Here is a 25,744-nt window from a genome sequence, read left to right on the forward strand (position 1 = left end):
AGCTCATCGGGATTCATTCGTTTGCCGCCTTCCTGCCATTTGAATTATTCAGGGTTGTGCCAGAAAGGGCCGGTTGTCCGGCCCTTTTGCAGCAATTGCTTTCCCCTCCCGCGTTTTCCGCTACAATTTCCCCCTGATTTTGATCCATTCGTTTTGACATCAAGGAAATACCAATGAGGCAAGAAAAGCCTGGGGTTTTGCTGGTCAATTTAGGCACACCTGATGCGCCTACAACACCTGCCGTTAAGCGCTATTTGAAACAGTTCCTTGGCGATCCGCGCGTGGTGGATACACCGCGTTGGTTGTGGTGGCCGATTCTCAATTTCGCCATTTTGCCGTTCCGTTCGCCGCGCGTATCGAAGCTGTACGCCTCTGTGTGGATGAAAGAAGGTTCACCGCTGATGGTGTTCAGCAAGCAGCAGCGTGAAGCGCTGGCGCAGCGCGTGGATATGCCGGTTGAACTGGGCATGAGTTACGGCCAACCGAGCCTTGAGGGCGCGGTTCAGCGTTTGCTGGCTCAGGGCGTGACCAAACTGATTGTATTACCGCTCTATCCGCAGTTCTCGTGCTCGACGGTCGCCGCCGTGTGGGATGGATTATCCGCCAGCTTTAAACCGCTGCGCTCCCTGCCTGAAGTCGCTTTTATACGCGATTATGCCGAGCATCCTGCCTATATCGCAGCACTGAAGGCTTCGGTTGAACGTTCGTTTGCGCAGCATGGCGAACCGGACCTGCTGGTACTCTCGTATCACGGCATCCCGCAGCGCTTTGCCAACGAAGGCGATGATTATCCGCAGCGTTGTAAAGACACCACCGATGCGCTGGCTGCCGCGTTGAACATCGCGCCGCACAAAATCATGATGACCTTCCAGTCACGCTTTGGCCGTGAGCCGTGGTTGACGCCGTACACCGACGAAACCATGCAGGGTTTACCGGCCAAAGGCATTAAGCATGTGCAGGTGATGAGCCCAGGCTTCTCCGCAGACTGTCTGGAAACACTGGAAGAGATCAGCGAGCAGAACTGTGAGTTCTTCCTGCACGCCGGTGGCGAGAAGTTCGAATATATCCCCGCGCTCAACGCCGATGACGAGCACATCGAGATGATGGTTCAGCTGGTCAACGCACGCCGATAAAGTGCTGGCAGAGAGTGTGATATCATTCTCTGTCAGATTTCCCTTACGGCAGCCACGATGAAATTTCCCGGCAAACGCAAATCCAAACACTATTTCCCCGTTAACGCGCGCGATCCGCTGCTGCAAGCCACACCTCAAGAGCAGGAAGAGGGCAGTTGGGTGGTGGGTATCGATCAGACGCTGGTGGATATTGAAGCCAAAGTTGATGATGACTTCCTGCAACGCTACGGCCTGAGCGCCGGTCACTCTCTGGTGATCGACGATGTCACCGCAGAGGCTTTGTACAACGAGCTGATGCGTGATGCGCTGATCAGCCATCAATTTGCTGGTGGCACCATCGGTAACACGCTGCACAACTATTCCGTACTGGCCGATGACCGTTCCGTATTGCTCGGCGTGATGTGCAACAACATCCAGATTGGTGGCTACGCTTATCGCTATCTGTGCAACACCTCCAGCCGTATGGATCTCAATTTCCTGCAAGGCGTGGATGGCGCGATTGGCCGCTGCTTCACCCTGATTGGTGAGCAGGGCGAACGCACCTTTGCCATCAGTCCGGGGTTGATGAACCAACTTCAGGCGGACAGCATTCCAGAAGAGGTGATTGCCGGGGCGTCGGCGCTGGTGCTGACTTCCTATTTGGTGCGCTGCCAGCCGGGTGAGCCGATGCCAGCGGCCACGCTGCGCGCCATCGAATACGCGAAAAAGCATGACGTGCCGGTGGTGCTGACGCTGGGAACCAAATATGTGATTCAGGACGATCCACAGTTCTGGCGCGATTTCCTGCGCGATCATGTGTCGATCGTGGCGATGAACGAAGAAGAGGCGCTGGCGCTGACCGGTGAGCAGGATCCGCTGCTGGCGTCGAATATTGCGCTGGACTGGGTGGATCTGGTGCTGTGCACCGCTGGCCCGACGGGTTTGTACATGGCTGGCTTCACCGAAGATGAATTCAAGCGCAAAACCAATCATCCGCTGCTGCCGGGCGCGATAGCCGAATTCAACCAATATGAGTTTAGTCGCGCTATGCGTCATCAGGATTGCCAGCAGCCGCTGCGCATCTTCTCGCACATCGCGCCTTATATGGGTGGCCCTGAGAAGATCATGAACACCAATGGCGCCGGTGATGGTGCCTTAGCCGCGCTGCTGCACGATATCACCGCCAATAATTTCCACCGCCAGAAAGTGCCGAACTCAAGCAAACACGCACGCGGTTATCTCACCTATTCGTCGCTGGCGCAGGTGTGCAAATACGCTAACCGGGTGAGCTATCAGGTGCTGAATCAGCATTCACCGCGTCTGATGCGCGGCCTGCCAGAGCGGGAAGACAGTTTAGAAGAGTCGTACTGGGACAGGTAAGGCGTAACTCGATGATGCGCATCCGTTCCGCTATGAATGCGAAATCGATGCGCAAAGTTGGGAGGATTGGTGCGTATCCGTTCCTCTATGCCTGCGAAATCGATGCGCAAAGTTGGGCAGATTGATGCGCATTTGTTCAGTTGTGACTGCTAAATCGACGCGCTAACTATTTGATAAACATAAATTCAGTAGGGTCGCCATTAATGGCGACCTGGCCCATCACTACACGTCGTTAAATCGGGCACTCACGCACAATCGGGTTCTGCGCAATCTCTTCCTGCAGCACATTCAGCATGCTGTTGGCGATCTCACGTTCACCCATCACCACACGATTAGCGCCGCGCTCCATGATGTAATTCACTTCATCGTCGTAATGCGCACGGGCAATAATTTCAATATCCGGGCGTTTCTCACGCGCAGCGGTGACAATCTCCCCGGCTTCGTAACCGTTTGGAATGGTTAGCAGCAGCCAGCGTGCACAGTCGAGTCGGGCTAATTCCATGGTATCGACGCGAGCCGCATTGCCCAGCACCGCTTTGATCCCTTGCTCACGCAGCGCTTCGACGCGCGGACGGGAGTTTTCCACCACCACCAGCGGCACATCGGCCTCCAGCAATTGTTGACCCAGCAGGCTGCCGACGCGGCCATAACCAACGATCACCGCGTGATTGCAGATATCCATTGGAATCTGCTTCTCTTCTTCGATGGCTTCTTCCAGCGTCTGCTCTTCGATAGTCTCGGTCTTTTCGAGATAGCGCTCCAGTATGGTGAACAGAATCGGGTTGAGCATGATGGAGAGAATCGCCGCCGCCAGCACCAGGTTGCGGCCCTCATCGCTCAGCATACCCAGCGAAATGCCCAAACCGGCAAGAATAAAGGCGAACTCACCAATCTGCGCCAGACTCACCGAAATAGTCATCGCGGTGCGCCGCGAGTGGCCAAGCAGGCTGACCAGCAGCCAGGCGGCGATGGATTTACCCAGCACGATAATAGCCAGCGCGCCTAATACCGCCAGCGGCTGCTCAATCAGGATCATCGGGTCAAACAGCATGCCGACCGAGACAAAGAACAGCACGGCAAACGCATCGCGCAGCGGCAGCGTATCGTGCGCCGCACGGTGGCTGAGTTCGGATTCGTTGAGCACCATACCGGCAAAGAAGGCGCCGAGGGCGAAGGAGACATCGAAGAATTCAACCGCACCGAAAGCGATACCCAGTGCCAGCGCCAGTACGGATAAGGTAAAGAGTTCGCGCGATCCGGTAGCGGCGCTTTTCGCCAGAATCCACGGCACCACACGACGGCCCACCACCATCATCAGCACCATAAAGGCGACGACTTTGCCGATGGTCAGCATCAAATCCCACAGCAGCAGAGTAGGGCTGGCGTTGCCTTCCTGTAACATGCCGGCAATTGCGGGCAGCAGCACCAGCGTTAGCACCATCACCAAATCTTCGACGATCAGCCAGCCGATAGCGATTTGCCCACGCTGGCTATCAATCAGTTGACGCTCTTCCAGCGCACGCAGTAACACCACGGTACTGGCGGTGGAGAGGCAGAGACCAAACACTAAGCCGGTCATCCACGACCAGCCCATCGCCCACGACAATCCCATTCCCAGCAAAGTCGCCACCGCGATTTGCGCGATGGCGCCGGGAATGGCGATCGACTTTACCGACATCAAATCCTTCAGCGAAAAGTGCAAACCCACGCCAAACATCAGCAGAATCACGCCGAGCTCGGCGAGTTCAGGGGCAAGGTTAGTATCGGCGACAAAGCCAGGGGTAAAGGGACCGGCGAGCACGCCAGCAAGCAGATAACCGACTAACGGAGAGATACGCAGGCGGTTGGCAATCATTCCAAGGATAAAGGCGAGGACCAGGCCCCCGACAATGGTGGTGATCAACGGTGTGGTGTGATGCATGCCTGTCTCCTTGTGTGTAAATGTATCCGCTTGTAACAACCCAGTGTAATGCACAATCGCTAACCACGTTTAAACATTTGAGCGGTGAAAAGCGATTAAATTGAAAAAATGAGAAGAAAACGCAGCTGAAGCAGCATTTTCCTCAGTTATCTCACACTATCGGCAGGTTTTCCGCAGAATGGAGGGGGGCGAAGAAAAAGAGTTGCCCCCCAAAAGCGGCTTAAGCGTGGCGGTTATTAGGCAAGAAAGCGGTTAAAAGGCCGATTAAAGGCAGCCAGGCACAGATTTGATATACCCATTCGATGCTGGTGTGGTCTGCCACCACGCCGAGTACGGCGGCACCGAGCCCGCCCATGCCAAAGGCAAAACCGAAAAACAGTCCAGAAACCATACCGATACGTCCTGGCATCAGCTCTTGTGCGTACACCAGAATGGCGGAAAACGCTGAAGCGAGAATCAAACCGATGATCACGCTTAACACGCTGGTCCACATTAAGTTGGCATGTGGTAGTAGCAAGGTGAAGGGCGCAACGCCGAGAATCGATACCCAAATCACGTATTTACGGCCAATTTTGTCGCCAATGGGGCCGCCAATGATGGTGCCCGCGGCCACCGCGCCGAGGAAGGCAAACAGATGGAATTGCGAGGCCTGAACAGAAAGTCCGAATTTCTCAATTAAATAGAAGGTGTAATAGCTGCTCAGGCTGGTGAGATAGAAGTATTTAGAGAAGATCAGCAGCAGCAAAATGCTGATCGCCAGCGCCACTTTCTTGCGCGGCAACGGATTGACCGGGGCCACCGAAGCTTTTGCTTTGTTAGCGCGCTGCTGATGGCTATACCAGCGGCTGACCTGCAGCAAAACAATTATGCCGAGCAGCGCGGCCAGTACGAACCAGCCAAGATGCCCTTTGCCGTAAGGGGCAACAATCATTGCCGCCAGCAGTGGGCCTAACGCGCTACCAAAGTTGCCGCCCACCTGGAACAGCGACTGGGCTAAACCGTGCCGTCCGCCGGACGCCATACGCGCCACGCGCGAAGATTCCGGATGGAACACCGAGGAACCGCTGCCCACCAGCGCGGCCGCCAGCAGCACTTGCGGATAGGTGCTGGAGAACGTCAGCAGCACCAGACCACACAGCGTGAAGCCCATCCCGACCGGCAATGACCAGGGTTTCGGATATTTGTCGGTGTAATGGCCGATGATCGGTTGCAGCAGCGAAGCGGTGACCTGAAAGGTCAGCGTTATCAGACCTATCTGGACGAAGTTAAGGCTAAAATCTTTTTGCAGCATCGGGTAAATCGCCAGCAGCAGCGATTGCAGCATATCGTTGAGCAGATGCGCGAGGCTGATGGCACCTAAAATGCCAAAAGCGGTCCGTCCCGGTGCGCGTGTCGGGGTTGCGATGTCACTTGCCATAAAAATCCTGAAGAGTGCGGTTATCGTTATCAGTTTGTTATTACCTGTTCGACTCTATAAGCCTTTGGTCTTGAGTTAAAGTGCCATCTGTGCGACACAGAAGGGTGATAAAGCACATTAAGTCCACGGCAAAGTGGAAATACGCAGAATAAGGAGATCGGCTTTGTTGTTATTCCCGCGGAGAGGGCGCTGGCTGGCGCTGATCATGCTGTTGCTGCCGATGCTGGCGCAGGCATGGCAAACGGATCGCAGTTATCGATTCAGTATTCTGCACACCAACGATCATCACGGTCGCTACTGGACGAACACGCAGGGCGAATATGGTCTGGCGGCGCAAAAAACGCTGATGGATAAACAGCGTTATGATGTGCAGGCCAAAGGCGGCGGTGCCTTGATCCTTTCCGCTGGAGACGTGAATACCGGCGTGCCGGAATCGGATCTGCTCAATGCCGAACCTGATATTCGCGGCATGAACCTGATCGGTTACGATGCCATGGCGCTGGGCAATCACGAGTTCGATAAGCCGATCAGCGTGCTGCAACAGCAACAGAAGTGGGCCAAATTCCCTTTCCTCTCCGCAAATATCTATCAAAAGGGTAGCGATCAGCGCCTGTTCAAGCCGTGGGCGATCTTTAATCGCATGGGGCTGAAGATTGCGGTGATCGGCCTGACCACCACCGATACGCTGAAAATTTCCAACCCGGAAAATATCGCCAACATCGACATCCGCGATCCGGTGAAAGAGACGGAAAAAGCGGTGGCGGAACTGCGCGCCAGCGAGAAACCCGATGTGATCGTGGCGCTGACGCACATGGGCCATTACGACGATGGACAGCACGGCAGCAACGCACCGGGTGATGTGGAACTGGCGCGCAGTCTTCCGCCGGGCACCATTAATGTGATTATTGGTGGCCACTCGCAGGATGCGGTGTGCATGGAGAAAGACAACGTCAGCGTGAAAGATTATCAGCCCGGCCAACCATGCCAGCCCGATCGTCAAAACGGCGTGTGGATCATGCAGGCGAAAGAGTGGGGCAAATATGTCGGACGCGGTGATTTCACCTTCCGCAACGGTGAGTTGACGCTGGACAGTTATCAGCTGATCCCGGTGAACCTGAAGCACGAAGTGAAGAATCTGGATGGCAGCGTTTCCTGGCTCACCTGGCAGGAAGAGATCCCGCCAAACAGCGCGATGATGAAGTTATTGACGCCGTATCAACTGCGCGCGGCGAAGAAGCTCGACGTGAGTGTCGGTAGCAGCGACGGCGTATTTGTCGGGGAACGCGACAAAGTGCGCTTTGAACAAACCAATCTTGGTCAGCTGATTCTGCGCGCGCAGATGGCTGCGACCAAAGCGGATTTCGCAGTGATCAGTGGCGGTGGCATTCGCACCTCGCTGGCCGCAGGCAAGCTGAGCTGGCGCGATCTGTTGCAGGTGCAGCCGTTTGGTAATCAGGTGGTGTCAGTGACGCTGACCGGAGACGAGTTGCTGAAGTATCTTGCCACGGTTGCCAATATCAAAACCAACTCCGGCGGTTTCGCGCAGTTCAGCAATATCAGTCTGGTGGCGGATGGCAAAGCGGTGAGCGAGGTGAAGATCAACGGCGAGCCGCTGCAAAAAGACAAAACCTATCGCCTGGCCACCAACAGCTTTAATGCCAGCGGCGGTGATGGTTATCCCAACATCGAGACACATGCGGGCTTCAGCAATACCGGACTGCGTGATGCGGATGTGCTGCGTGATTACGTCACGGCACACTCTCCGCTGAAAATCGCTGACTATGCGCCATCCGGCATTGTGCATTTGACGGAAGCGCAGGTGCAGGAGCGCGATAAAGCCGAGGAGAAACCGCGTAAGCGCAGCTACCCGCAGGCCATTCTGGCGTGGATCTGGCCGCGCGCGCTGCACAATTAAGAACGGCGCCCGATGGGGCGCCGTAGTTTTATGCCTGACAGGATTTCTGCGTCAGCCAGCGCTGGCGCAATTTATCCCACATCCAGTTATAAGCCATGGTATAGGGCAGGAAGAACAGGAAGAACGCGACTTCCACCATAAAGGCTTGCAGCAGCGTAATCTTCAGCATCCAGGCGGCAATCGGTAAACCGATGACGATAAAGCCCCCTTCAAAGCCCAGCGCGTGGATGGCGCGCAGACCGAGGCCGCGTTTTCTCTGTGGCGGCCAGATGCGATCAAAACCGGTGTTGTAGATCATGTTCCACAGCATGGCGACCGTTGACAACATAATCGCCAGCGCGCCCATCTGAAACAGCGGCTTTTCCATAATCCAGGCAGCCAGCGGTGCCACCGTGAGAATCGCCAGCACTTCAAATCCTGCAGCATGATAAAAACGTTCTTTCAGCGAACGGGTACGCATATAAACCTCCTATTAGGTAACGCGACACATTTTCTCACCGCGAAATGCTAAGATAAAATGATTACCTATCGATAAAAGCGATGGTTCACCATGAAATACTCCCCAGAATCCCTTGAGGCCTTCGTGCAGACGGTTGCCAGTGGCTCGTTTTCAGCGGCGGCGCGAGCGCTGGCAAAAAGCCAGTCCACTATCAGCAGCGCAGTGGCTAATCTGGAAGACGATCTGGGTTTCACGCTGTTTGATCGCAGCGGCCGTCAGCCGGTATTAACCGAACAAGGGCAGCGTGCCCTGGCGCAGGTGCAGCAGATTCTGGCGGCCAGCCAGCGGCTGGATGAGCTGGCGGTGCGGCTGTCGCAGGGCGTGGAACCACGTCTCAGCATTGCGATCTCTGATTTCTGGCAGGCCGATCACCATGAAAATTTGCTCAACCGCTTTGAAGCGCGTTATCCGGATATCGAATTTGAATGCATGATTGCTGAAGATGCGGATGCGCTGGATCTGCTGCAGGCCGGGCGTGTGCATCTTGGTGTGGTGCGCGCGCAGCCGCAGCTACCGCCGGATCTGGCGGTAGCGCGTTTGCAGGTGGGGGCGGAGATGGCGATCTATCTGCATCAGGATCATGCGTTATCGCAGTCAAAACAGGTGAATGAAGCACAGCTCGGTGAGTTACGCCATTTGCGGCTTAATACCTGGGTGCAAAACCGTGAACCGCTACCCGCCGGGCGCGTGTGGTCGGCGCCTTCTTATTTGTTGCTGCTGGAGATGGCGGAGCAGGGATTCGGCTGGAGCGTGTTACCGCGCTGGCTGGTGGAGCAGTTTGGTCATCAGGTGCTGAAAGAGTTACCGGTGCCGGGCTGGCCACAGCGCATCGCGGTGGATGTGATCTGGTCGCGCCGCAATCCGCCGGGACCCGCCGGACGCTGGATGATCGATCAGCTTTGCGCTCAGCAGCCGAATTGATCGCGGCGCACCACGTCGGCCAGTACGACATCCAGCAGCCGAATTAATCGCGGCGCGCCACGTCGGCCAGTGCAGCATCCAGCAGCCGAATTAATCGCGGCGTGCCACGTCGGCCAATGCGGTATCCAGCAGCCGAATTAATCGCGGCGTGCCACGTCGGCCAGTACGACATCCAGCAGCCGAATTAATCACGGCGCGCCACGTCCGCCAGTGCGGCATCCAGTAGTCGCACCAGATCCTGCGCCGCCAGTTCAATATCGAGCCCGCGCTTGCCGCCGGAGATAAAGATGGTGGCAAATTCCGCCGCTTGTTGGTCGATCACCGTCGGCAGGCGTTTTTTCTGCCCCAGCGGGCTGATGCCACCCACCAGATAACCGGTCACACGCTGCGCCAGTTGCGGATCGGCCATGTCGGCTTTTTTCGCGCCCAACGCCTTTGCCACTTTTTTCAAATCGAGCTGCGAGGAGACTGGCGTCACGGCTACCGCCAGCGCTTTGGCATCGCCGTTGAGCGCCACTAACAGGGTTTTGAACACCTGACGCGCATCAAGATTGAGCTTACGCACCACCTCGTCACCAAAATTTGTTTCATGGCTGTCGTGCTCGTAAGGGTGCAGAGTAAAAGCGACCTTTTGTTTTTCCAGCAGTTTTACGGCGGGTGTCATGTTCTGTCCTTGCTACGAAAATTCTTATTTCAGTTTTGATGAATAATACTGGCGAAATTCTGAACTTTGCGCGAAAATTGGCCGGCGCCAGCAATGCTGGTGATAACCAAAATCATAAACAAATTCCTCTTTGACGGGCCGATAGCGATATTGGCCTTCTTTTTTGCCTGCAATTCGCCGCGCATCCGCTTAGCCTGCCGCTCAACTGCTCAACTGCTCAACTGCTCAACTGCTCAACTGCCAAACCCTTTTTCCGCACGATCATACGTATGCACGTCTTCGTACTGATGACTTTAAGAACTTGTGGGCACAACAGGTTTTGCGCTAGCGCTGGTTACGACTTCAGCAACCCTGGCAAATTATCCTCGCCATACAGATGGAGCGCACCGACAGCCACCACATAGCGGCCTTTCGGCAGCGCCTGTAATAACTCGCGCCAGTGCTGATTACGATTACGCATCAGCGTGTCATTGAGATCGCTGCTGAAGGTGGTCGGCAGGGCCACCGGCTGCTGACTGGGTGGCGCATCCAGCCACCAGCTGATCATGGTTTGCAGCAGGCGGGCATTGGTGTGCCAATGCTCCAGCGTATCCAGTAACAGCGATAAACCCTCCTGCGGCAGCGACTTCAGCAGCGCGATCTGGGTTTCCGGGCCTTCTAATTCGATAATGCGCTTATTGGCCGCCTTTGCTGCCATCAGCAATTGGTAGTCGATACCGTATTGCGGCCGTAACCCCAGGCGCTGCGCCTGTTGCGCCTGCAGCATCAAGGCGATTTGCCAGAACGGCAGCGTATCGAACACTGTCATTGAAAGCGAAAGCTCATCGCACAGGGCATCCAGTCGCTGCAGCACCTCGGCATCCAGCCGCATCGCCAGCGGTGCATAGTCATCGTCATTGCTGAAGGGTGATGCGCCTTGGGTAATATCGGCTTCGACAATCAGCGCATCGGCTTGACTAAGCTGACGCAACAGACCGGCGGGCAACGGCTGCATATCGCGCGTGCCCATATGAATGCTGCCCGCCAGGTGCAGGCGTCGATCGCCCAATTTGATATCCATTGCCGGCCAGGTATAGCGCGCCGGGAAGAGGCTGGCGGCCATCTGCTGGAAGATGTGCCACAGATTGCGTCTCATGCCCTGTCCTTTTGAAGTCAAAAATCCATGCTAGCGATTTCAGTCACTGAAAAACAGGGCAGAGAGGGCGATTAACGTTTTGCCGGCTTAAAGCGCAACAAACGATTCGCGTTACTCACCACGGTAATCGATGACAGCGCCATCGCCGCGCCCGCTACGATCGGGCTGAGCAGTAAGCCGGTGAACGGATAGAGCACGCCCGCCGCAATCGGAATTCCCAGGCTGTTATAAATAAAAGCACCAAGCAAATTCTGACGCATATTGCGCAGCGTCGCGCCTGCCATCGCCAGCGCATCGGCAACACAGTGCAAATCGTTGCGCATCAGCGTCATGGCGGCGGTTTCGACGGCCACATCGCTGCCGCCACCCATCGCAATGCCGATATCGGCCTGCGCCAGCGCGGGTGCATCGTTGATGCCATCGCCGACCATCACCACTTTGCGCCCTTGCTGCTGCAACTGCGCAATCGCCCGCGCTTTGCCTTCGGGCAGCACGCCCGCAATCACTTCATCAATACCGGCTTCGGCAGCAATTACTTGCGCGGTTTTCTGGTGATCGCCGGTCAGCATGATTAACCGATAACCCAACTGGTGCAGACGCTGTAAAGCCTCCGCGCTCTCCGGACGCAGGCTGTCACGCAAGGCGATCAGGCCCAGTAACTGGCGCTGATCGGCCAGCAGCACCGGCGTAGTACCTTGCGCGGCGAAACGGTCGATATCTTGTTGTGCGGCTCGGTAATCTATCTGGTGCTCATCCAGCAAAGCCTGATTGCCGAGCAGCAGTGTTCTGCCTGCCACTTTAGCGCTCACGCCTTTGCCACGTATTGTACGAAATTGCTTAATCGGCTCGTCACTGAGATCGGGTGCTGCCGCCAGAATCGCTTTCGCCAGCGGATGGTTCGAACCTTGTTCCAGCTGTGCCGAGGCGCTCAATACCTGCTGTTGATTCCAGTCACCGTACACCAGCACATCGCTGACCTGCGGGGTGCCGCGCGTCAGCGTGCCGGTTTTATCAAACACGATGGTATCGACTTCGCTGGCACGCTGCAGCGCATCAGCATCACGCACCAGCACACCCAGTTCTGCCGCACGACCAACGCCGGCAATTACCGACATCGGCGTTGCCAGCCCCAGTGCGCAAGGGCAGGCGATAATCAGCACTGTGGTGACGATCACCAGCGTGTAGGCCAACTGTGGCTGCGGGCCGACCAGATACCACACCAGACCCGCCAGCAGGGCAATCGCTACTACCACCGGCACAAACACTGCCGAGATGCGATCGGCCAGGCGGCCAATGTCCGGTTTACTGCTCTGCGCCTGGCGCACCAGATTGATGATGCGAGCCAGCGTGGTGTGACTGCCGGTGGCGCGTGCCACGAAGCGCAACGTGCCATCCTGCACCAGCGTCCCGGCATAGACTTTATCGCCCGGCTGCTTCGCCTGTGGCACCGCTTCACCGGTCAACATCGCTTCATCAAACCAGGCTTCGCCGCTCTCGACTTCGCCATCCACCGGCACGCGATCGCCAGTCACCAGTTTCAGCAGCATGCCGGGCTGGACCTCGCTCAACGGCATTAGCGTTTCGCCTTGCGCGCCGATGACACAGGCTTGCGCCGGCGTCAGATCCAGCAGCCGTTCCAGTGCCTTAGAGGCACGCTGGCGTGCTCGCTGTTCCAGCGCATGGCCGAGATTGATTAACCCGACAATCATCACGCTGGCTTCGAAATAGAGATGTCGCGCCTGCATCGGGAAAAATTCCGGCCACAGCGCCACGCTCATCGAGTAGAGCCAGGCTGCACCGGTTCCCAGCGCCACTAAAGTGTCCATGGTGGCGGTGCCGTGCCGTAAGCTACGCCACGCACTGCGATAGAAGTGGTCGCCAGCGATCACCATCACCAGCAAGGTGATAACGCCGAGCGAGCGCCATAACGTTTGGTTGGCGTCGCTGAGCATCATATTGTCGCCGAGCATGCCCCAAATCATCATGGGCACGCCAAGCAGCAGCGCCAACGCCGCCTGCCAGCTAAAGCGGCGCATCGCCTGCTGTGCGCTGACCTGCTGGCGTTCACGCCGCGTCTGTTCATCGTCGATCACTTCTGCGGAATAGCCCGCCTGATCCACTGCACCAATCAGCGCCTCGGCTTGCGCATCGCCTAACACCAGCGCACTGCGCTCTCCGAGGTTGACGCGGGCCTGACTGACGCCAGGCACTTTCTGCAATGCTTGTTCCACCCGGCTCACACAGCTGGCGCAGCTCATGCCGCTGATCAGCAAATGGTGAATCGGAAGATTTTCTTCTGCCGGTTGCGACTCCGTTGTCAGCGCCTCCGGCGGCGGCTCTGTTGCTGTCAACGGCTCAGGCTTTGGGCTGTCTTTCACCGCTGCGTGATAGCCGGCCTGTTCCACGGTGGCAATCAGATCGCTGACGCTGGCAGCACCGGTGACGCGCGCTTCCTGCTGGGTGACTTCCGCTTGTTCCACATCGTCACGCTGCTCCAGCGCTTCTTTGACCCGTTTGACGCAGTGGCCACAGGACAAACCGTCCAGCGCCAGTAATTGTGTGTGTGACATCTTAAACTCCTTAACGAGAGGTTTGACTGTCTGCAAACTTTGCATTAGTTATAGAGCCTAAACCTTCCATTCAGGGGAAGGTCAAGAGGCAGAGACATGAACATCAGCGATGTGGCAAAAAAGACCGGGCTGACCAGCAAGGCGATCCGCTTTTACGAAGAGAAGGGCGTGGTGACGCCGCCGTTACGCAGTGATAATGGTTACCGCAGCTACGCCGCGCATCATATCGATGAGCTGAATCTGCTGCGCCAGGCGCGTCAGGTCGGCTTTACGCTGGACGAATGCCGCGAGCTGGTTACCCTGTTCAACGATCCCGCTCGCCACAGCGCGGATGTCAAAGCGCGCACCTTGCAGAAAGCGGATGAAATCGCCGCGCACATCGAAGAATTACATGCGATGCGCGCGCGACTGCTGGAACTTGCTGAAGCCTGCCCCGGCGATGACAGTGCCGATTGCCCGATCATCAATCATCTGGCGGGCTGCTGCCATCAGGGCGAAGGGAAGCGCGGCTGAATCATCAGCGTGATGCCGACCACACCGGTGACGATCACTGGCGTTCCGGCGGGCAAATCTTCTGTCGCCTGCACACGCCAACTGCTATCGCCAATGCGCACATGACCTAAACCATCTTTGAGCGTGGAATCCAGGGTCAGGTGCATCCCGATCATCTGCGATCCGCGTTGATTCAGGGTGTTGGGCTGCTGAGAAACCTCACGGTAGCGCATCCAGCGATACCAGAAGTAGACGCACAGCAAGGTCAGCGCGGCGAACAGCATGCCCTGATGCGTCCACGAGAACGGGAAGCACCACTCAATCAGACCGACCAGCACCGCCGCTAAACCACTCCACAGCAGATAACCGCTGGTGCCGAGCATTTCAGCGGCCAGCAACAGGCCGCCCAGCGTCAGCCAGAACCAGTGTGGATGGGCAATCAGTTCCATCAGGATCACGGTTTACGCTCCTGACGGCTCTCCTTCAGCAATTCACCGATACCGGCAATGGAACCCAGCAAACTGCTGGCATCCAGCGGCATCATCACCACTTTGCTGTTATGAGATTCACCGATTTTCTGCAGCGCATCGGTATATTTCTGCGCCACAAAGTAGTTCACCGCCTGAATGTCGCCGGCGGCAATCGCCTCCGACACGGCACGCGTGGCGTTGGCTTCCGCCTGCGCCTGGCGTTCACGCGCTTCGGCCTGCAGGAAAGCGGAGGTTCGCTCACCTTCGGCTTTCAGAATCTGCGACTGCTTATCCCCTTCGGCGCGAAGAATCGCGGCCTGACGCACGCCTTCTGCGGTAAGGATGTCGGCACGCTTGGTACGTTCGGCTTTCATCTGCGCATTCATCGCCGCGATCAGTTCCTGCGGCGGGCGAACATCGCGAATTTCGATACGGGTGATTTTGACGCCCCACGGATTGGTGGCTTCATCGACGATGTGCAGTAAGCGGGTGTTGATGTTATCGCGCTGCGACAGCATCTCATCTAATTCCATGCTACCCAGTACCGTACGGATGTTGGTCATGGTCAGATTAAGGATCGACAGCTCAAGATTGCTGACTTCATAGGCCGCACGCGCAGGATCAACCACCTGGATAAAACACACGGCATCAATGGTGACGTTAGCGTTATCTTTGGAGATGATTTCTTGCGAGGGAATATCGAGGACTTGTTCCATCATATTGATCTTGCGACCCACACGATCCATGAAGGGGACGATCAAACTGAGGCCTGGCGGTAGGGTTTTGGTGTAACGACCAAAACGTTCCACCGTCCACTGATAGCCTTGTGGCACGATTTTTACACCAGCCCACACCGTAACGAGCGCGAGCACGATAATGACGGGAATCACAGTCAACATATAACCTCCTGGTTGTCAGATTGTCGGGCCGAGTCGTTCGGCCCGTTTCACGCGCGGTACCGATCAGTACAGCAGCGAGTACAGCTGGCGGCGATAGCGGGTGGCGAGGGGATCACCGGTACCCAGCGCAGCCAAAATCTCCTGGAACATTTTACGTACCTGACCTTCGCCGGCGCTGAGATCGCTCTTCAGGAAGCTGAACAGCAGATCCAACGCTTCTTCGTTACGGCCCACCTGATGCAGCTGTAAAGCAAGTTTAGCAGCCAGTTCCGCATTCGCGGGCTCGCTGGCCAGCTGTTCCTGCAGTTGTTGAATTTCAGGGGTATCCGCAGCTTGTTTCAGCAGATCAATTTGCGACACCAGACTCTGATAGCGAGTGTCCTGATCCTGCAATGGCACCACCGCCAGCACGGCTTCCGCTTCTTCGCTGCGGCTCAGGGTGATCAGCACCTCTGCCAACAGGAAACCAATTTCACTGTTCTGGTTGCTCAGCGCCCATGCGTCTTTCAGCAGCGGCAGCGCATCCAGCGGTTTGCCTTCTTCCATCAGCTGCATCGCCTGATGGGTTTTAATCTCTTCTTCACGCGGCAGCACTTTTTGTAGCAGTGCGCGAATCGCTTCTTCCGGCTGCGGGCCCTGGAAGCCATCTACCGGCTGCCCGTTCTGGAACAGATACACGGTTGGAATCGAGCGCAGACCAAACTGCGATGCCACCATCTGCTCTTTATCACAATCCAGTTTGGCCAAAATAAACTGACCCGCGTACTCCTGTGCCAGACGCTCCAGCACCGGCGTCAGCTCCTGACAGTGTTGGCTGCGATCGGACCAGAAATAGAACAGCACCGGCATCTGCGTGGATTGTTCCAGCGTCTGGTGCAGGTTGGATTCGTTGATGTCGATAATCAAAGCGTGTGACATGAATACGTCTCTTTGCAGAAAGTGTGTTGAGAATATGGGGGCAAGCTGCCCCGCTTCAAGTTCAAATCTAGCTTGTCGATCAGTTGCTGCGCAAGATGCGATCCAGCATCCAGCCCGGTAACAGGCGTTTCAGCAGGCTCATCATCCATGCGACCAGCGTCACTGGATAGCGCAGGCGCGGATGTTTGCTTTCCAGCGCGTGACGCAACTTGGGCAAAATGGCTTCCGGCGGCAGGGTGAAGCGTGCGGCAATGCCGGGATTACGCACCGGTTTGTCCTGCTCGCCCTGATGCACATTGTCGGTGAAGCGCGTGGCAATCGGGCCTGGCTCGATCAAACTCACACGCACGCCGGCATCGCGCACTTCCATGCGCAGCGCATCGCTCCAGGCTTCCAGCGCCCATTTGCTGGCGGCATAGGCGCCGCGTCCGGGCGTGGAGATCAGGCCCAGCACCGAGCTGGTATTGATAATACGCCCATTGCCGCTGGCTTGCAGGGCAGGCAGCAGGCGCATCGTCAGTTGATGGGTGCCAAACAGGTTGGTGGAGAACTGTTTTTCCAGCTGCGCGCGCGAGACGCTGCTCAGCGGGCCGTACTGACCAAAGCCGCCGTTGTTAAACAAACCGTGCAGGCGATGCTCGCACAATTCCAGAATGCGGTCGGCGGCGGCATCCACGCTGGCGGCATCATCAAGATCGAGCTGGACGCCAGTAAAGCCCAGCGCCTCCATGCGCGCCACATCATCCGCACGACGGCAGGCGGCAATCACGCGATAGCCGCGGGATTGCAGATCGTTGGCGGCCGCTAAGCCGATGCCACTGGAGCAGCCAGTGATTACGATTGTTTTTTGCATTTCTTTACCTGTTAAAAATCACACGCCTGCTTTAATTCTGCTTTACTAGCGGAGCCAGTTCGTTGGCCATCAGATTGGCGATAAACGGCTGCGCATCCGGATTGGGGTGAATACCGTCCTGCTGCATCCATTCCGGCTTCAGATAGACCTGCTCCATAAAGAAGGGCACCAGAGGAATGTTGTACTGCTGTGCCAGCTGTGGATAAATCGCGCTAAACGCCTCGGTATAACGACGTCCATAATTAGCGGGTAAACGAATTTGCATCAGCAGCGGCTGCGCTTTAGCGGCTTTGACTTCGTCGATCACTTTACTGAGATCCTGCGCGATATTGGCAGGCGGGAAGCCGCGCAAGCCATCGTTACCGCCCAATTCGATTAACACCCAACGGGGTTGATGCTGTTTTAATAGGCCAGGCAAACGCGCCAGCCCTTGTCCGGCGGTATCTCCGCTGATGCTGGCGTTAATAATCTGGGGCTGCTGTTGCCAGGTTTTATTGAGCAGGCTGGGCCATGCCGCAGTGGCGGACATGCGATACCCGGCGCTCAGGCTGTCGCCCAGTACCAGCAAGGTATCGGCGGCGGCGATGCGGGACACCAGCAGAAGCAATAACAACAGGAAGGGATAATGCCAGCGGAAAACATTGTTGCAGTTCATCATCTTACTAAGTCCGTCGGTCAGGGAGAGCATCAGCTGACCATCCTTACCGGAGTTGAGCTGGTTGTCAAACCAGCTGAGACCATCGCGCTGATTGGTGAATCGGGTTCCGGCAAATCCACATTGCTGGGCATTCTGGCCGGGCTGGACGATGGCAGCAGCGGCGAGGTCAATCTGCTCGGCCAGCCGCTGCATAACATGAACGAAGAGCAACGTGCCGCGTTGCGCGCGCGGGAAGTGGGCTTTGTGTTCCAGTCCTTTATGCTGGTGCCGACGCTTAATGCGCTGGAGAACGTGCAGCTGCCCGCCTTGCTGCGCGGTGACAGCGATCGTGACAGTCGCGCGCAATCAGTGGATCTGCTGACTCAGCTCGGTTTAAAAGACCGTCTGCATCATCTGCCCGCGCAGCTTTCCGGCGGGGAACAACAGCGTGTGGCACTGGCACGCGCGTTTAGCGGACGTCCTGGTTTGCTGTTCGCCGATGAACCCACCGGCAACCTGGACCGCAAAACCGGCGACCGCATCGCCGACCTGCTTTTCTCCCTCAACCGCGATTTCGCCACCACGCTGATTCTGGTGACGCACGATGAGCAACTGGCGGCGCGCTGCGATCGTCGGCTGCGTCTGCGCGACGGCAAGCTGTGGGAGGAAACATGATTTGGCGCTGGTTCTGGCGTGAATGGCGCTCGCCGTCGCTGCTGATTGTCTGGCTGGCGCTGACGCTGGCGGTGGCCTGCGTGCTGGCGCTGGGCTCGATCAGCGATCGCATGGAAAAAGGGCTCAGTCAGCAGAGCCGTGATTTTATGGCGGGCGATCGTACCCTGCGCAGCAGCGCGCCCGCGCCGGAAGCCTGGTTGAACAAAGCACGCGATGAAGGGCTCTCGGTCAGTCGTCAGCTCAGTTTTATGACCATGACCTTTGCCGATCAAACGCCGCAGCTGGCGGATGTGAAAGCGGTGGACGATGCCTATCCGATGTTCGGCACCTTGCAAACCGATCCGCCGGGATTAAAACCGCAGGCGGGCACGGTGCTGGCCGCGCCACGTTTGCTGGCGCTGCTCAATTTGAAAGTGGGCGATAACGTCGATGTGGGTGACACCACGCTGCGTATTGCCGGTGAGGTGATTCAGGAGCCGGATGGCGGCTTTAATCCGTTCCAGACGGCGCCACGCCTGCTGATGAACCTCGCGGATGTCGATAAAACCGGTGCGATTCAGCCCGGCAGTCGACTCAGCTGGCGCTACAAGTTCTCTGGCGATCCGGCTCCGCTGGCGCGTTATGACAGCTGGATCCAGCCGCAGCTAAAAGCCGGTGAGCGCTGGATTAGCGTCGAGAACTCCGAAGATGCGCTCGGTCGCTCGATGCAGCGTGCGCAGCAATTCCTGCTGCTCTCTGCTTTGCTGACGCTGATGCTGGCGATTGCGGCCGTGGCGGTGGCGATGAGCCATTACTGCCGCAGTCGATACGATTTAGTGGCAGTGTTGAAAACGTTGGGAGCGACGCGCAACGCCTTGCAACGGTTGATCATCGGCCAGTGGCTGGCGGTATTGCTGCTGGCGGCGATAGCGGGCAGCGTGCTGGGGCAGGGGATTGAGATCATCCTGCTGGCGATGCTCAAACCGGTGCTGCCCGCCGCGTTGCCTGCCGCCAGCTTCTGGCCGTGGCTGTGGGCAATTGGCGCGATGTTTGTCATTTCGCTGCTGGTGGGATTGCGTCCGTATCGCCTGCTGATGGCGACTCAGCCGCTGCGTGTGCTCCGGCTCGATGCGGTGGCGAATGTCTGGCCGCTGCGGTTTTATCTGCCCGCGATGGCGCTGGTGGTGGTTGGCCTGCTGGCATTATTGATGGGTGGCAGCAAAATGCTGTGGGCGCTACTGGCCGGCGTGGTGATGCTGGCGTTGCTGCTGTCACTGCTCGGCTGGGGCACGCTGTTGCTGCTGCGTAAGCTGGTGGTGCGCAATCTGGCAATGCGACTGGCAATCAACCGTCTGCTGCGACAGCCGGTGATGACGCTGAGCCAGCTGGCGGCATTTTCGCTCTCCTTTATGCTGCTGGCGTTACTGCTGGTGATGCGTGGCGATCTGCTGGATCGCTGGCAGCAGCAGTTGCCGCCGGATGCGCCGAACTACTTCCTGCTCAACATGACGCAGGAACAGGTGCCGCAGGTGCGCGACTTCCTCAATCAGCATCAGGTTAAACCGGAATCCTACTATCCGATTGTGCGTGCGCGTCTGACGGAGCTGAACGGCAAAGAAGCCGATCCGAAGATGGATAACGCGCTGAACCGCGAACTGAATCTGACGTGGCAATCGGAGCGACCGGATCACAATCCGCTGCTGGCCGGAAGCTGGCCGCCGAAAGCCGGGGAAGTGTCGATGGAAGTGGAGCTGGCGGATCGTCTTGGACTGAAGCTCGGCGATACGCTGACCTTCAGCGGTGATACCCAGCAGTTCAGCGCTAAAGTCACCAGCCTGCGCAAAGTGGATTGGGAGAGCCTGCGGCCGAACTTCTTCTTTATTTTCCCGCCGGGTGCGTTGGATCAACAGCCGCAAACCTGGCTGACCAGCTTCCGCATGGACAGCAATCCAGCGCTGCTGGCCCAGCTCAATCGCGCTTTCCCGACGCTGAGCTTGCTGGATGTCGGCAGTATGCTGAAGCAGATCGGTCTGGTACTGGCGCAGGTAAGCCAGGCGCTGGAGATCATGGTGGTGCTGGTAACGATCTGTGGCGTGTTGCTGCTGCTGGCGCAGATTCAGGTCGGTATGCGACAGCGCAGGCAAGAGCTGGTGGTGTATCGCACGCTGGGTGCGAGTAAACGCCTGCTGCGCGGCACGTTATGGTGCGAGTTTGCCTTGCTTGGCGTGGTGTCGGGGATTGCGGCGGCACTGGGCGCAGAAGCGGCGCTGTGGGGATTACAGCGCAAGATCTTCGATTTCCCGTGGGAGCCAGACTGGACGCTGTGGATTGCATTACCGATTTGCGGCGCGCTGCTGTTGTCAGTGTGCGGCGGCTGGCTGGGCGTGCGACTGTTGAAAGGCAAGGCGCTGTTTAAGCGGTTTGAAACGGCTTAAGGGTAATGGACGGCATGAATGCCGCCCCTACGATGGCATCGAATCTGCAAGGGAGCCAAAGGCAGCATTATTTCGTAGGGGACGCATTTATGCGTCCCTGGAAAACAACATAAATTTAAGGCCGCTTGCGCGGCCTTTTCATTCAAAGCTTCTCAATCGCCCAGGCAATTCCGCTGGCGTACTCTTCCGGCAGCAGCGGCACCAGCGCGTTCAGCGCCGCCGCAAGGCGCGCTTGATCGCTGTCAGTGAGATTCAAGTGCCCAACCTTACGGCCCGGACGCACTTCTTTGTCATACCAGTGCAAATGCACCAGCGGCTGTTGCAGCCAGTCCACATTCACGTCGGTGCCAATCAGGTTCACCATCACCGATGGCGCAAACACCACCGGCTTCGGCAGCGCCAGACCCAGCACCGCACGCAGATGCAGCTCAAACTGGCTGATGGACGCGCCGTTCTGCGTCCAGTGACCGCTGTTGTGCACGCGCGGCGCCAGTTCGTTGATCAGCAGGCCTTCTGGCGTGATGAAACACTCCATCGCCATCACACCCACGTATTTCAGCTCATGCATGATCGCGCTAAGCATTGCTTCCGCCTGCTGCTGTTGCGCAGCATCGGCCTGTGGGAACGCCACGCTGGTGCGCAGAATGCCGTCCTGATGCAGGTTATGCGTCAGCGGATAGAACACCGTGGTGCCATCCTGACCGCGCGCACCGACCAGCGACACTTCACCGCTGAAGTTGATGCCCTGCTCAACGATGCATTCGCCGTAGCACTCATCCGGCAGCGAATCGGTCTCGTTGGCGCGCAAACGCCACTGACCGCGACCGTCATAACCACCGGTGCGACGTTTCACAATCGCCAGTTCGCCCAGTGAACTGAACACCTGCGGCCACTCAGCTTTATCTGCCAGCAACTGCCATGGCGCCGTTGCCAGGTTCAGCTGATCGAGCAGCTGTTTCTGCGTCAGGCGATCGGCCAGACGCGGGAAGATATCGCGGTTCACAAATGCCGGATGCAACGCCAGCTCGCGCGTTAACGCGGTTTCCGGCCAGCGCTCGATCTCTGCGGTGATCACGCTTTCGGCGATCGGCAGGGCAGAAGGTTCGGCATCCAGACCCACCGGATACACCGCGATGCCCAGCGGTTCACCCGCCTGGCGCAGCATACGGCCTAACTGACCGTTGCCGAGTACGCAAACCGGTTTCATGCATCCACCCGCGGATCTGGGTTGTTCAGCACTTCATCAGTCTGGGTTTGACGCCAGGTGGCGAGACGCGCCGCCAGCTCTTTGTCATGCACCGCCAGAATCTGTGCCGCCAGCAGCCCAGCGTTAGCTGCACCGGCTTTACCGATCGCCAATGTGCCTACTGGAATACCGCGCGGCATCTGCACGATGGAGTAGAGGCTATCCACACCGCTCAGCGCGGCGCTTTGTACCGGCACGCCCAGCACCGGCACCAGCGTTTTGGCAGCAATCATGCCCGGCAGATGCGCAGCACCGCCAGCACCCGCGATGATCACGTGGAAACCGTTATCTGCGGCAGTTTCGGCAAAGCTGAACAGTTTGTCTGGCGTACGGTGAGCAGAGACCACTTCAACGTGGAACGGAACATCCAGGCTGTTAAGAATTTCCTCGGCGAACTGCATGGTAGCCCAGTCACTTTTAGAACCCATGACGATGGCAATACGAGCCGGGGTGGCGTTGGATGACATGCGGTCAACTCCTGTGAATAGTCAAACGAACCTGGCCGGGCGGGCAGGTAAAGAAGGGCACAGAGAATAGCATGAGAAGAGAGCAAGGAAAACGGTTGCGTGGCCGGAAAACGGGCAATGATGCGTGAAGATGGTCAGATGATGAATCTTCATCCCGCTGAGTGTCGAGCCCGGGTACGCCCGACTATTTCAGGATGCGATTTTAAAACGGAAATTCGATCAGCTGCACGCCATCGGCATCGACCTGAATCATCGAGCCATTTTCATGCCAGGCACCGAGCACCACGCGCTGGGCGCTTTCACCTTGCACCAGCAGCTCATGCACCGCCGGACGGTGAGTATGCCCGTGAATCAGAATCCGCACCTGCTGGCGCGTCATCGTATCGATCACGGCTTGCTGATTAACATCCATGATGCTCATCGTCTTGTGCTGGTTGGCTTGCTTGCTGTCGGCGCGCATACGTGCGGCAATGCGCATGCGAATCCGCAGCGGCAGGGCGAGGAACAGACGCTGCAACCAGCGCTGATGCACTTTGGCGCGGAAGCGTAGGTAGCCTTCATCGTCAGTACATAAAGTATCGCCGTGCATGATCAGCACGCGATGGCCGTACAGGCTGAGCACTTGCTCTTCCGGCAGCAACGTCATCCCGCTTTCACGCGCAAAGCGTTTACCGAGCAGGAAGTCTCGATTGCCATGGATAAAGAATTTGGGGATCGGCAGGGCTTTCAGTGCTGCGGCGATTTCGCGGTGCAGCGGATTGGGATCGTCATCGCCAATCCAGGCTTCAAACAGATCGCCGAGGATGTAAAGCGCATCGCAATCGCGCGCTTCACCCTGCAAAAAATGCAGAAAACCGGCAGTAATTGCCGGTTCTTCTGTGCACAGATGCAAATCTGCGATAAACAGCGTGCGCGACATTACTCGCTAACAGTCACTTTCTGGATGACAACGTCGTCAACCGGAACGTCCTGATGCATGCCGCTGCGGCCAGTTTTCACCGCTTTGATTTTCTCAACCACGTCCATGCCTTCAACCACTTCAGCGAACACGCAGTAACCCCAGCCCTGCAGGCTTTCGTCACGGAAGTTCAGGAAGTCGTTGTCTGCTACGTTAATGAAGAACTGTGCAGTCGCTGAGTGTGGCGCCTGAGTACGGGCCATTGCCAGCGTACCTTTGGTGTTCTTCAGACCGTTGTTGGCTTCGTTACGAATGTCTTCTTTGGTGTCTTTCTGCTTCATGCCAGGCTCGAAACCGCCGCCCTGAACCATGAAACCGTTGATCACACGGTGGAAGATGGTGTTGTCGTAGAAACCTTCACGGCAGTAGTCCAGGAAGTTTTTCACGGTAGCCGGCGCTTTGTCATCGAAGGTTTTGATTACGATGTCGCCATGGTTCGTCTGGAAAGTGACCATTATATTCGTCCTGTTACGGGTGTCGTCAGTATCAACTGCCGCGCCTGCTAAGCGGCGGGGCATTTTTGTAGACGCCTCTTATATCACAAATTCCGATGGCTCGTCAGTAAGGCAGCCACAGAAGGTAAGCGAGCGATGCACAACTGAGAAAAATACGGCACAATACCCAGCTACGCTGGAAAGGCGTATCCCGCAAACGTTAATAACGGAATCGTTCAATGCTGAAGATCTATAACACCCTGAGCCGTCAGAAAGAGGAATTCAAACCGATCCACGCTGGTCAGATCGGCATGTACGTCTGTGGAATTACGGTTTATGACCTTTGTCATATCGGTCATGGGCGTACCTTCGTTGCATTTGATGTGGTGTCACGTTATCTGCGCTATGTGGGCTATCAGCTCAAATATGTGCGTAACATTACCGATATTGAAGACAAGATCATCAAACGTGCCAACGAGAACGGTGAGAGCATCGAAACGCTGACCAACCGTATGATCGCTGAAATGCACAAAGATTTTGACGCATTGGGCATTCTACCGCCGGATCTGGAGCCGCGTGCCACGCGCCATATCCCTGAAATCATCGAACTGGTTGAGCGTCTAATCGAACGCAAACACGCTTATGTGGCGGACAACGGCGACGTGATGTTCGATGTGCTGAGTGACAAAGGTTACGGCGTGCTGTCGCGTCAGGATCTTACTCAGCTGCAGGCGGGCGCGCGCGTTGAAATCACTGAAATCAAACGCAACCCGATGGACTTCGTGTTGTGGAAAATGTCCAAGCCGGATGAGCCCGCCTGGAATTCCCCGTGGGGCAACGGTCGTCCGGGCTGGCACATCGAGTGTTCCGCGATGAACTGCAAACAGCTCGGCAACCACTTCGATATTCACGGTGGCGGATCGGACCTGATGTTCCCGCACCATGAAAACGAAGTGGCGCAGTCGACCTGTGCGCATGACGGCGATTACGTCAACTACTGGATGCACTCCGGCATGGTGATGATCGACCGTGAGAAGATGTCGAAATCACTCGGCAACTTCTTCACCGTGCGCGATGTACTGGCGCATTACGATGCGGAAACCGTGCGTTATTTCCTGATGTCGGGCCACTATCGCAGCCAGCTTAACTACGGCGAAGATAACCTTAATCAGGCACGTGCGGCGCTGGAGCGTCTCTATACCGCGCTGCGTCACACCGATGCCAGCGCCACGCCAGCAGGCGGCGAAGAGTTTGAAGCGCGCTTCCGCACTGCGATGGATGACGACTTCAACACGCCGGAAGCTTACTCGGCATTCTTCGACATGGCGCGTGAAGTCAATCGCCTGAAAACCGAAGATAAAGCGGCTGCAGATGCGCTGGCTGCGAAACTGCGTCAGCTGGCGAACGTGCTCGGCATCCTGCAACAGGATCCAGAGCAGTTCCTGCAGAGCAGTGCGCAGGTGAATGATGACGAAGTGGCGGAGATCGAGCATTGGGTCAAAGCGCGTTCTGATGCGCGTGCCGCAAAAGATTGGGCACAGGCGGATGTTGCGCGTGACAAGCTGAATGAGCTGGGCGTGATTGTCGAAGATGGTCCGCAGGGTTCGAGCTGGCGTCGTAAGTAATATCGTCGGATGCGCGTTTATCGGCACTCGAATATGCAAATTGAAGGGTGCGCTGTCATCAGCACCCGAATTTTCAGGTCGCAGGGTTCACGTTGATGTGTACCTGAATTTACCAGCCGCAG

General features: G+C 57.0%; 25 protein-coding genes. 8 read left to right on the top strand and 17 right to left on the bottom strand.

Annotation, left to right across the window (positions count from 1 at the left end):
- Positions 1–173 precede the first annotated feature (173 nt).
- A complete protein-coding gene (gene hemH, locus ACXI0A_RS06425; protein ID WP_476149819.1) occupies positions 174–1,133 on the top strand; it encodes a ferrochelatase in 960 nt (319 codons plus the stop codon).
- Between the two features lie 57 nt (positions 1,134–1,190).
- Positions 1,191–2,492: an inosine/guanosine kinase gene (locus ACXI0A_RS06430; protein WP_476149817.1), complete on the top strand. Its 1,302-nt coding sequence runs from the start codon at positions 1,191–1,193 to the stop codon at positions 2,490–2,492.
- 232 nt (positions 2,493–2,724) lie between these two features.
- Here ACXI0A_RS06430 and ybaL read toward each other — a convergent pair whose 3' ends face one another.
- Together ybaL and ACXI0A_RS06440 are read right to left on the bottom strand one after the other, a co-directional pair.
- Positions 2,725–4,413, bottom strand: a complete 1,689-nt coding sequence (ybaL, locus tag ACXI0A_RS06435; protein ID WP_224934106.1) for a YbaL family putative K(+) efflux transporter — start codon at positions 4,411–4,413, stop codon at positions 2,725–2,727.
- Positions 4,414–4,633: 220 nt separating this feature from the next.
- Positions 4,634–5,830 carry an MFS transporter gene (locus ACXI0A_RS06440; protein WP_476149815.1) on the bottom strand — a complete coding sequence of 399 codons (1,197 nt, stop codon included), beginning with the start codon at positions 5,828–5,830 and terminating at the stop codon, positions 4,634–4,636.
- A gap of 163 nt (positions 5,831–5,993) precedes the next feature.
- Here ACXI0A_RS06440 and ushA point away from each other — a divergent pair, with 163 nt between their 5' ends.
- Positions 5,994–7,745, top strand: coding sequence for a bifunctional UDP-sugar hydrolase/5'-nucleotidase UshA (gene ushA / locus ACXI0A_RS06445; protein WP_476149813.1), 1,752 nt, complete (start codon positions 5,994–5,996; stop codon positions 7,743–7,745).
- Between the two features lie 28 nt (positions 7,746–7,773).
- Here the strand turns inward: ushA and ACXI0A_RS06450 are convergent, their stop codons facing one another.
- Positions 7,774–8,205 (bottom strand): multidrug/biocide efflux PACE transporter, encoded by a 432-nt coding sequence (locus ACXI0A_RS06450; protein ID WP_200573229.1) that lies wholly within the window; start codon positions 8,203–8,205, stop codon positions 7,774–7,776.
- 90 nt (positions 8,206–8,295) lie between these two features.
- Here ACXI0A_RS06450 and ACXI0A_RS06455 point away from each other — a divergent pair, with 90 nt between their 5' ends.
- Positions 8,296–9,165 carry a LysR substrate-binding domain-containing protein gene (locus ACXI0A_RS06455; RefSeq protein ID WP_476149810.1) on the top strand — a complete coding sequence of 290 codons (870 nt, stop codon included), beginning with the start codon at positions 8,296–8,298 and terminating at the stop codon, positions 9,163–9,165.
- Between the two features lie 43 nt (positions 9,166–9,208).
- Here ACXI0A_RS06455 and ACXI0A_RS06460 read toward each other — a convergent pair whose 3' ends face one another.
- From ACXI0A_RS06460 to copA, 5 genes are all read right to left on the bottom strand, one after another.
- Positions 9,209–9,337: a hypothetical protein gene (locus ACXI0A_RS06460; RefSeq protein WP_476149808.1), complete on the bottom strand. Its 129-nt coding sequence runs from the start codon at positions 9,335–9,337 to the stop codon at positions 9,209–9,211.
- Between the two features lie 12 nt (positions 9,338–9,349).
- Positions 9,350–9,829: a Cys-tRNA(Pro)/Cys-tRNA(Cys) deacylase YbaK gene (gene ybaK, locus ACXI0A_RS06465; RefSeq protein WP_476149806.1), complete on the bottom strand. Its 480-nt coding sequence runs from the start codon at positions 9,827–9,829 to the stop codon at positions 9,350–9,352.
- Between the two features lie 29 nt (positions 9,830–9,858).
- Complete coding sequence (locus ACXI0A_RS06470) at positions 9,859–10,014, bottom strand: hypothetical protein (RefSeq protein WP_224934101.1); 156 nt, start codon at positions 10,012–10,014, stop codon at positions 9,859–9,861.
- Positions 10,015–10,163: 149 nt separating this feature from the next.
- Positions 10,164–10,964, bottom strand: a complete 801-nt coding sequence (locus ACXI0A_RS06475) for a TraB/GumN family protein (RefSeq protein ID WP_476149804.1) — start codon at positions 10,962–10,964, stop codon at positions 10,164–10,166.
- A gap of 71 nt (positions 10,965–11,035) precedes the next feature.
- Positions 11,036–13,534, bottom strand: a complete 2,499-nt coding sequence (copA, locus tag ACXI0A_RS06480) for a copper-exporting P-type ATPase CopA (RefSeq protein WP_476149802.1) — start codon at positions 13,532–13,534, stop codon at positions 11,036–11,038.
- A gap of 96 nt (positions 13,535–13,630) precedes the next feature.
- Between copA and cueR the strand changes: the two genes are divergently transcribed.
- Positions 13,631–14,047, top strand: a complete 417-nt coding sequence (gene cueR, locus ACXI0A_RS06485; protein ID WP_476149800.1) for a Cu(I)-responsive transcriptional regulator — start codon at positions 13,631–13,633, stop codon at positions 14,045–14,047.
- On the opposite strand, the gene ACXI0A_RS06490 is transcribed toward cueR, so the two are convergent.
- The 5 genes from ACXI0A_RS06490 to tesA form a co-directional block, all read right to left on the bottom strand.
- On the bottom strand, positions 14,023–14,481 hold the full coding sequence (locus tag ACXI0A_RS06490; RefSeq protein ID WP_224934250.1) for an NfeD family protein: 459 nt from the start codon (positions 14,479–14,481) through the stop codon (positions 14,023–14,025). The genes cueR and ACXI0A_RS06490 overlap by 25 nt on opposite strands.
- Positions 14,481–15,395: an SPFH domain-containing protein gene (locus ACXI0A_RS06495; RefSeq protein WP_224934097.1), complete on the bottom strand. Its 915-nt coding sequence runs from the start codon at positions 15,393–15,395 to the stop codon at positions 14,481–14,483. The genes ACXI0A_RS06490 and ACXI0A_RS06495 overlap by 1 nt, the downstream gene beginning before the upstream one ends.
- Before the next feature lie 63 nt (positions 15,396–15,458).
- Positions 15,459–16,313: a tetratricopeptide repeat protein gene (locus ACXI0A_RS06500; protein ID WP_476149797.1), complete on the bottom strand. Its 855-nt coding sequence runs from the start codon at positions 16,311–16,313 to the stop codon at positions 15,459–15,461.
- Between the two features lie 79 nt (positions 16,314–16,392).
- Positions 16,393–17,166, bottom strand: a complete 774-nt coding sequence (locus ACXI0A_RS06505; RefSeq protein WP_476149795.1) for an SDR family oxidoreductase — start codon at positions 17,164–17,166, stop codon at positions 16,393–16,395.
- A gap of 31 nt (positions 17,167–17,197) precedes the next feature.
- A complete protein-coding gene (tesA, locus tag ACXI0A_RS06510) occupies positions 17,198–17,824 on the bottom strand; it encodes a multifunctional acyl-CoA thioesterase I/protease I/lysophospholipase L1 (RefSeq protein WP_224934094.1) in 627 nt (208 codons plus the stop codon).
- On the opposite strand from tesA, the gene ybbA reads away from it, so the two are divergent.
- Together ybbA and ybbP are read left to right on the top strand one after the other, a co-directional pair.
- Entirely contained in the window at positions 17,792–18,478 is a 687-nt protein-coding gene (gene ybbA / locus ACXI0A_RS06515; RefSeq protein WP_045833127.1) for a putative ABC transporter ATP-binding protein YbbA, read from the top strand. The two genes, tesA and ybbA, sit on opposite strands and share 33 nt — an antisense overlap.
- Positions 18,475–20,892 carry a putative ABC transporter permease subunit YbbP gene (gene ybbP, locus ACXI0A_RS06520; RefSeq protein ID WP_476149792.1) on the top strand — a complete coding sequence of 806 codons (2,418 nt, stop codon included), beginning with the start codon at positions 18,475–18,477 and terminating at the stop codon, positions 20,890–20,892. Before ybbA ends, ybbP begins: the two co-directional genes overlap by 4 nt.
- Positions 20,893–21,034: 142 nt before the next feature.
- On the opposite strand, the gene purK is transcribed toward ybbP, so the two are convergent.
- The 4 genes from purK to ppiB form a co-directional block, all read right to left on the bottom strand.
- Positions 21,035–22,099 carry a 5-(carboxyamino)imidazole ribonucleotide synthase gene (gene purK, locus ACXI0A_RS06525; RefSeq protein ID WP_476149790.1) on the bottom strand — a complete coding sequence of 355 codons (1,065 nt, stop codon included), beginning with the start codon at positions 22,097–22,099 and terminating at the stop codon, positions 21,035–21,037.
- Entirely contained in the window at positions 22,096–22,605 is a 510-nt protein-coding gene (gene purE / locus ACXI0A_RS06530; protein WP_476149788.1) for a 5-(carboxyamino)imidazole ribonucleotide mutase, read from the bottom strand. Before purE ends, purK begins: the two co-directional genes overlap by 4 nt.
- Before the next feature lie 202 nt (positions 22,606–22,807).
- The gene (gene lpxH, locus ACXI0A_RS06535; RefSeq protein WP_476149786.1) at positions 22,808–23,524 is read right to left on the bottom strand and encodes a UDP-2,3-diacylglucosamine diphosphatase; all 717 of its coding nucleotides are present in this window, start codon (positions 23,522–23,524) and stop codon (positions 22,808–22,810) included.
- Positions 23,524–24,018 (bottom strand): peptidylprolyl isomerase B, encoded by a 495-nt coding sequence (gene ppiB / locus ACXI0A_RS06540; RefSeq protein ID WP_200679674.1) that lies wholly within the window; start codon positions 24,016–24,018, stop codon positions 23,524–23,526. Before ppiB ends, lpxH begins: the two co-directional genes overlap by 1 nt.
- Before the next feature lie 218 nt (positions 24,019–24,236).
- Between ppiB and cysS the strand changes: the two genes are divergently transcribed.
- On the top strand, positions 24,237–25,622 hold the full coding sequence (cysS, locus tag ACXI0A_RS06545; protein WP_476149783.1) for a cysteine--tRNA ligase: 1,386 nt from the start codon (positions 24,237–24,239) through the stop codon (positions 25,620–25,622).
- The last annotated feature ends 122 nt before the right edge of the window (positions 25,623–25,744 follow it).

Source organism: Pantoea sp. C1E2 (assembly GCF_056491465.1).

Coding starts and splice junctions, on each gene's coding strand:
- hemH (WP_476149819.1), top strand. CDS start 174: ATGAGGCAAGAAAAGCCTGGGGTTTTGCTGGTCAATTTAGGCACACCT.
- ACXI0A_RS06430 (WP_476149817.1), top strand. CDS start 1,191: ATGAAATTTCCCGGCAAACGCAAATCCAAACACTATTTCCCCGTTAAC.
- ybaL (WP_224934106.1), bottom strand. CDS start 4,413: ATGCATCACACCACACCGTTGATCACCACCATTGTCGGGGGCCTGGTC.
- ACXI0A_RS06440 (WP_476149815.1), bottom strand. CDS start 5,830: ATGGCAAGTGACATCGCAACCCCGACACGCGCACCGGGACGGACCGCT.
- ACXI0A_RS06450 (WP_200573229.1), bottom strand. CDS start 8,205: ATGCGTACCCGTTCGCTGAAAGAACGTTTTTATCATGCTGCAGGATTT.
- ACXI0A_RS06455 (WP_476149810.1), top strand. CDS start 8,296: ATGAAATACTCCCCAGAATCCCTTGAGGCCTTCGTGCAGACGGTTGCC.
- ACXI0A_RS06460 (WP_476149808.1), bottom strand. CDS start 9,337: ATGTCGTACTGGCCGACGTGGCACGCCGCGATTAATTCGGCTGCTGGA.
- ybaK (WP_476149806.1), bottom strand. CDS start 9,829: ATGACACCCGCCGTAAAACTGCTGGAAAAACAAAAGGTCGCTTTTACT.
- ACXI0A_RS06470 (WP_224934101.1), bottom strand. CDS start 10,014: ATGCGCGGCGAATTGCAGGCAAAAAAGAAGGCCAATATCGCTATCGGC.
- ACXI0A_RS06475 (WP_476149804.1), bottom strand. CDS start 10,964: ATGAGACGCAATCTGTGGCACATCTTCCAGCAGATGGCCGCCAGCCTC.
- copA (WP_476149802.1), bottom strand. CDS start 13,534: ATGTCACACACACAATTACTGGCGCTGGACGGTTTGTCCTGTGGCCAC.
- cueR (WP_476149800.1), top strand. CDS start 13,631: ATGAACATCAGCGATGTGGCAAAAAAGACCGGGCTGACCAGCAAGGCG.
- ACXI0A_RS06495 (WP_224934097.1), bottom strand. CDS start 15,395: ATGTTGACTGTGATTCCCGTCATTATCGTGCTCGCGCTCGTTACGGTG.
- ACXI0A_RS06500 (WP_476149797.1), bottom strand. CDS start 16,313: ATGTCACACGCTTTGATTATCGACATCAACGAATCCAACCTGCACCAG.
- ACXI0A_RS06505 (WP_476149795.1), bottom strand. CDS start 17,166: ATGCAAAAAACAATCGTAATCACTGGCTGCTCCAGTGGCATCGGCTTA.
- ybbA (WP_045833127.1), top strand. CDS start 17,792: ATGCCAGCGGAAAACATTGTTGCAGTTCATCATCTTACTAAGTCCGTC.
- tesA (WP_224934094.1), bottom strand. CDS start 17,824: ATGATGAACTGCAACAATGTTTTCCGCTGGCATTATCCCTTCCTGTTG.
- ybbP (WP_476149792.1), top strand. CDS start 18,475: ATGATTTGGCGCTGGTTCTGGCGTGAATGGCGCTCGCCGTCGCTGCTG.
- purK (WP_476149790.1), bottom strand. CDS start 22,099: ATGAAACCGGTTTGCGTACTCGGCAACGGTCAGTTAGGCCGTATGCTG.
- purE (WP_476149788.1), bottom strand. CDS start 22,605: ATGTCATCCAACGCCACCCCGGCTCGTATTGCCATCGTCATGGGTTCT.
- lpxH (WP_476149786.1), bottom strand. CDS start 23,524: ATGTCGCGCACGCTGTTTATCGCAGATTTGCATCTGTGCACAGAAGAA.
- ppiB (WP_200679674.1), bottom strand. CDS start 24,018: ATGGTCACTTTCCAGACGAACCATGGCGACATCGTAATCAAAACCTTC.
- cysS (WP_476149783.1), top strand. CDS start 24,237: ATGCTGAAGATCTATAACACCCTGAGCCGTCAGAAAGAGGAATTCAAA.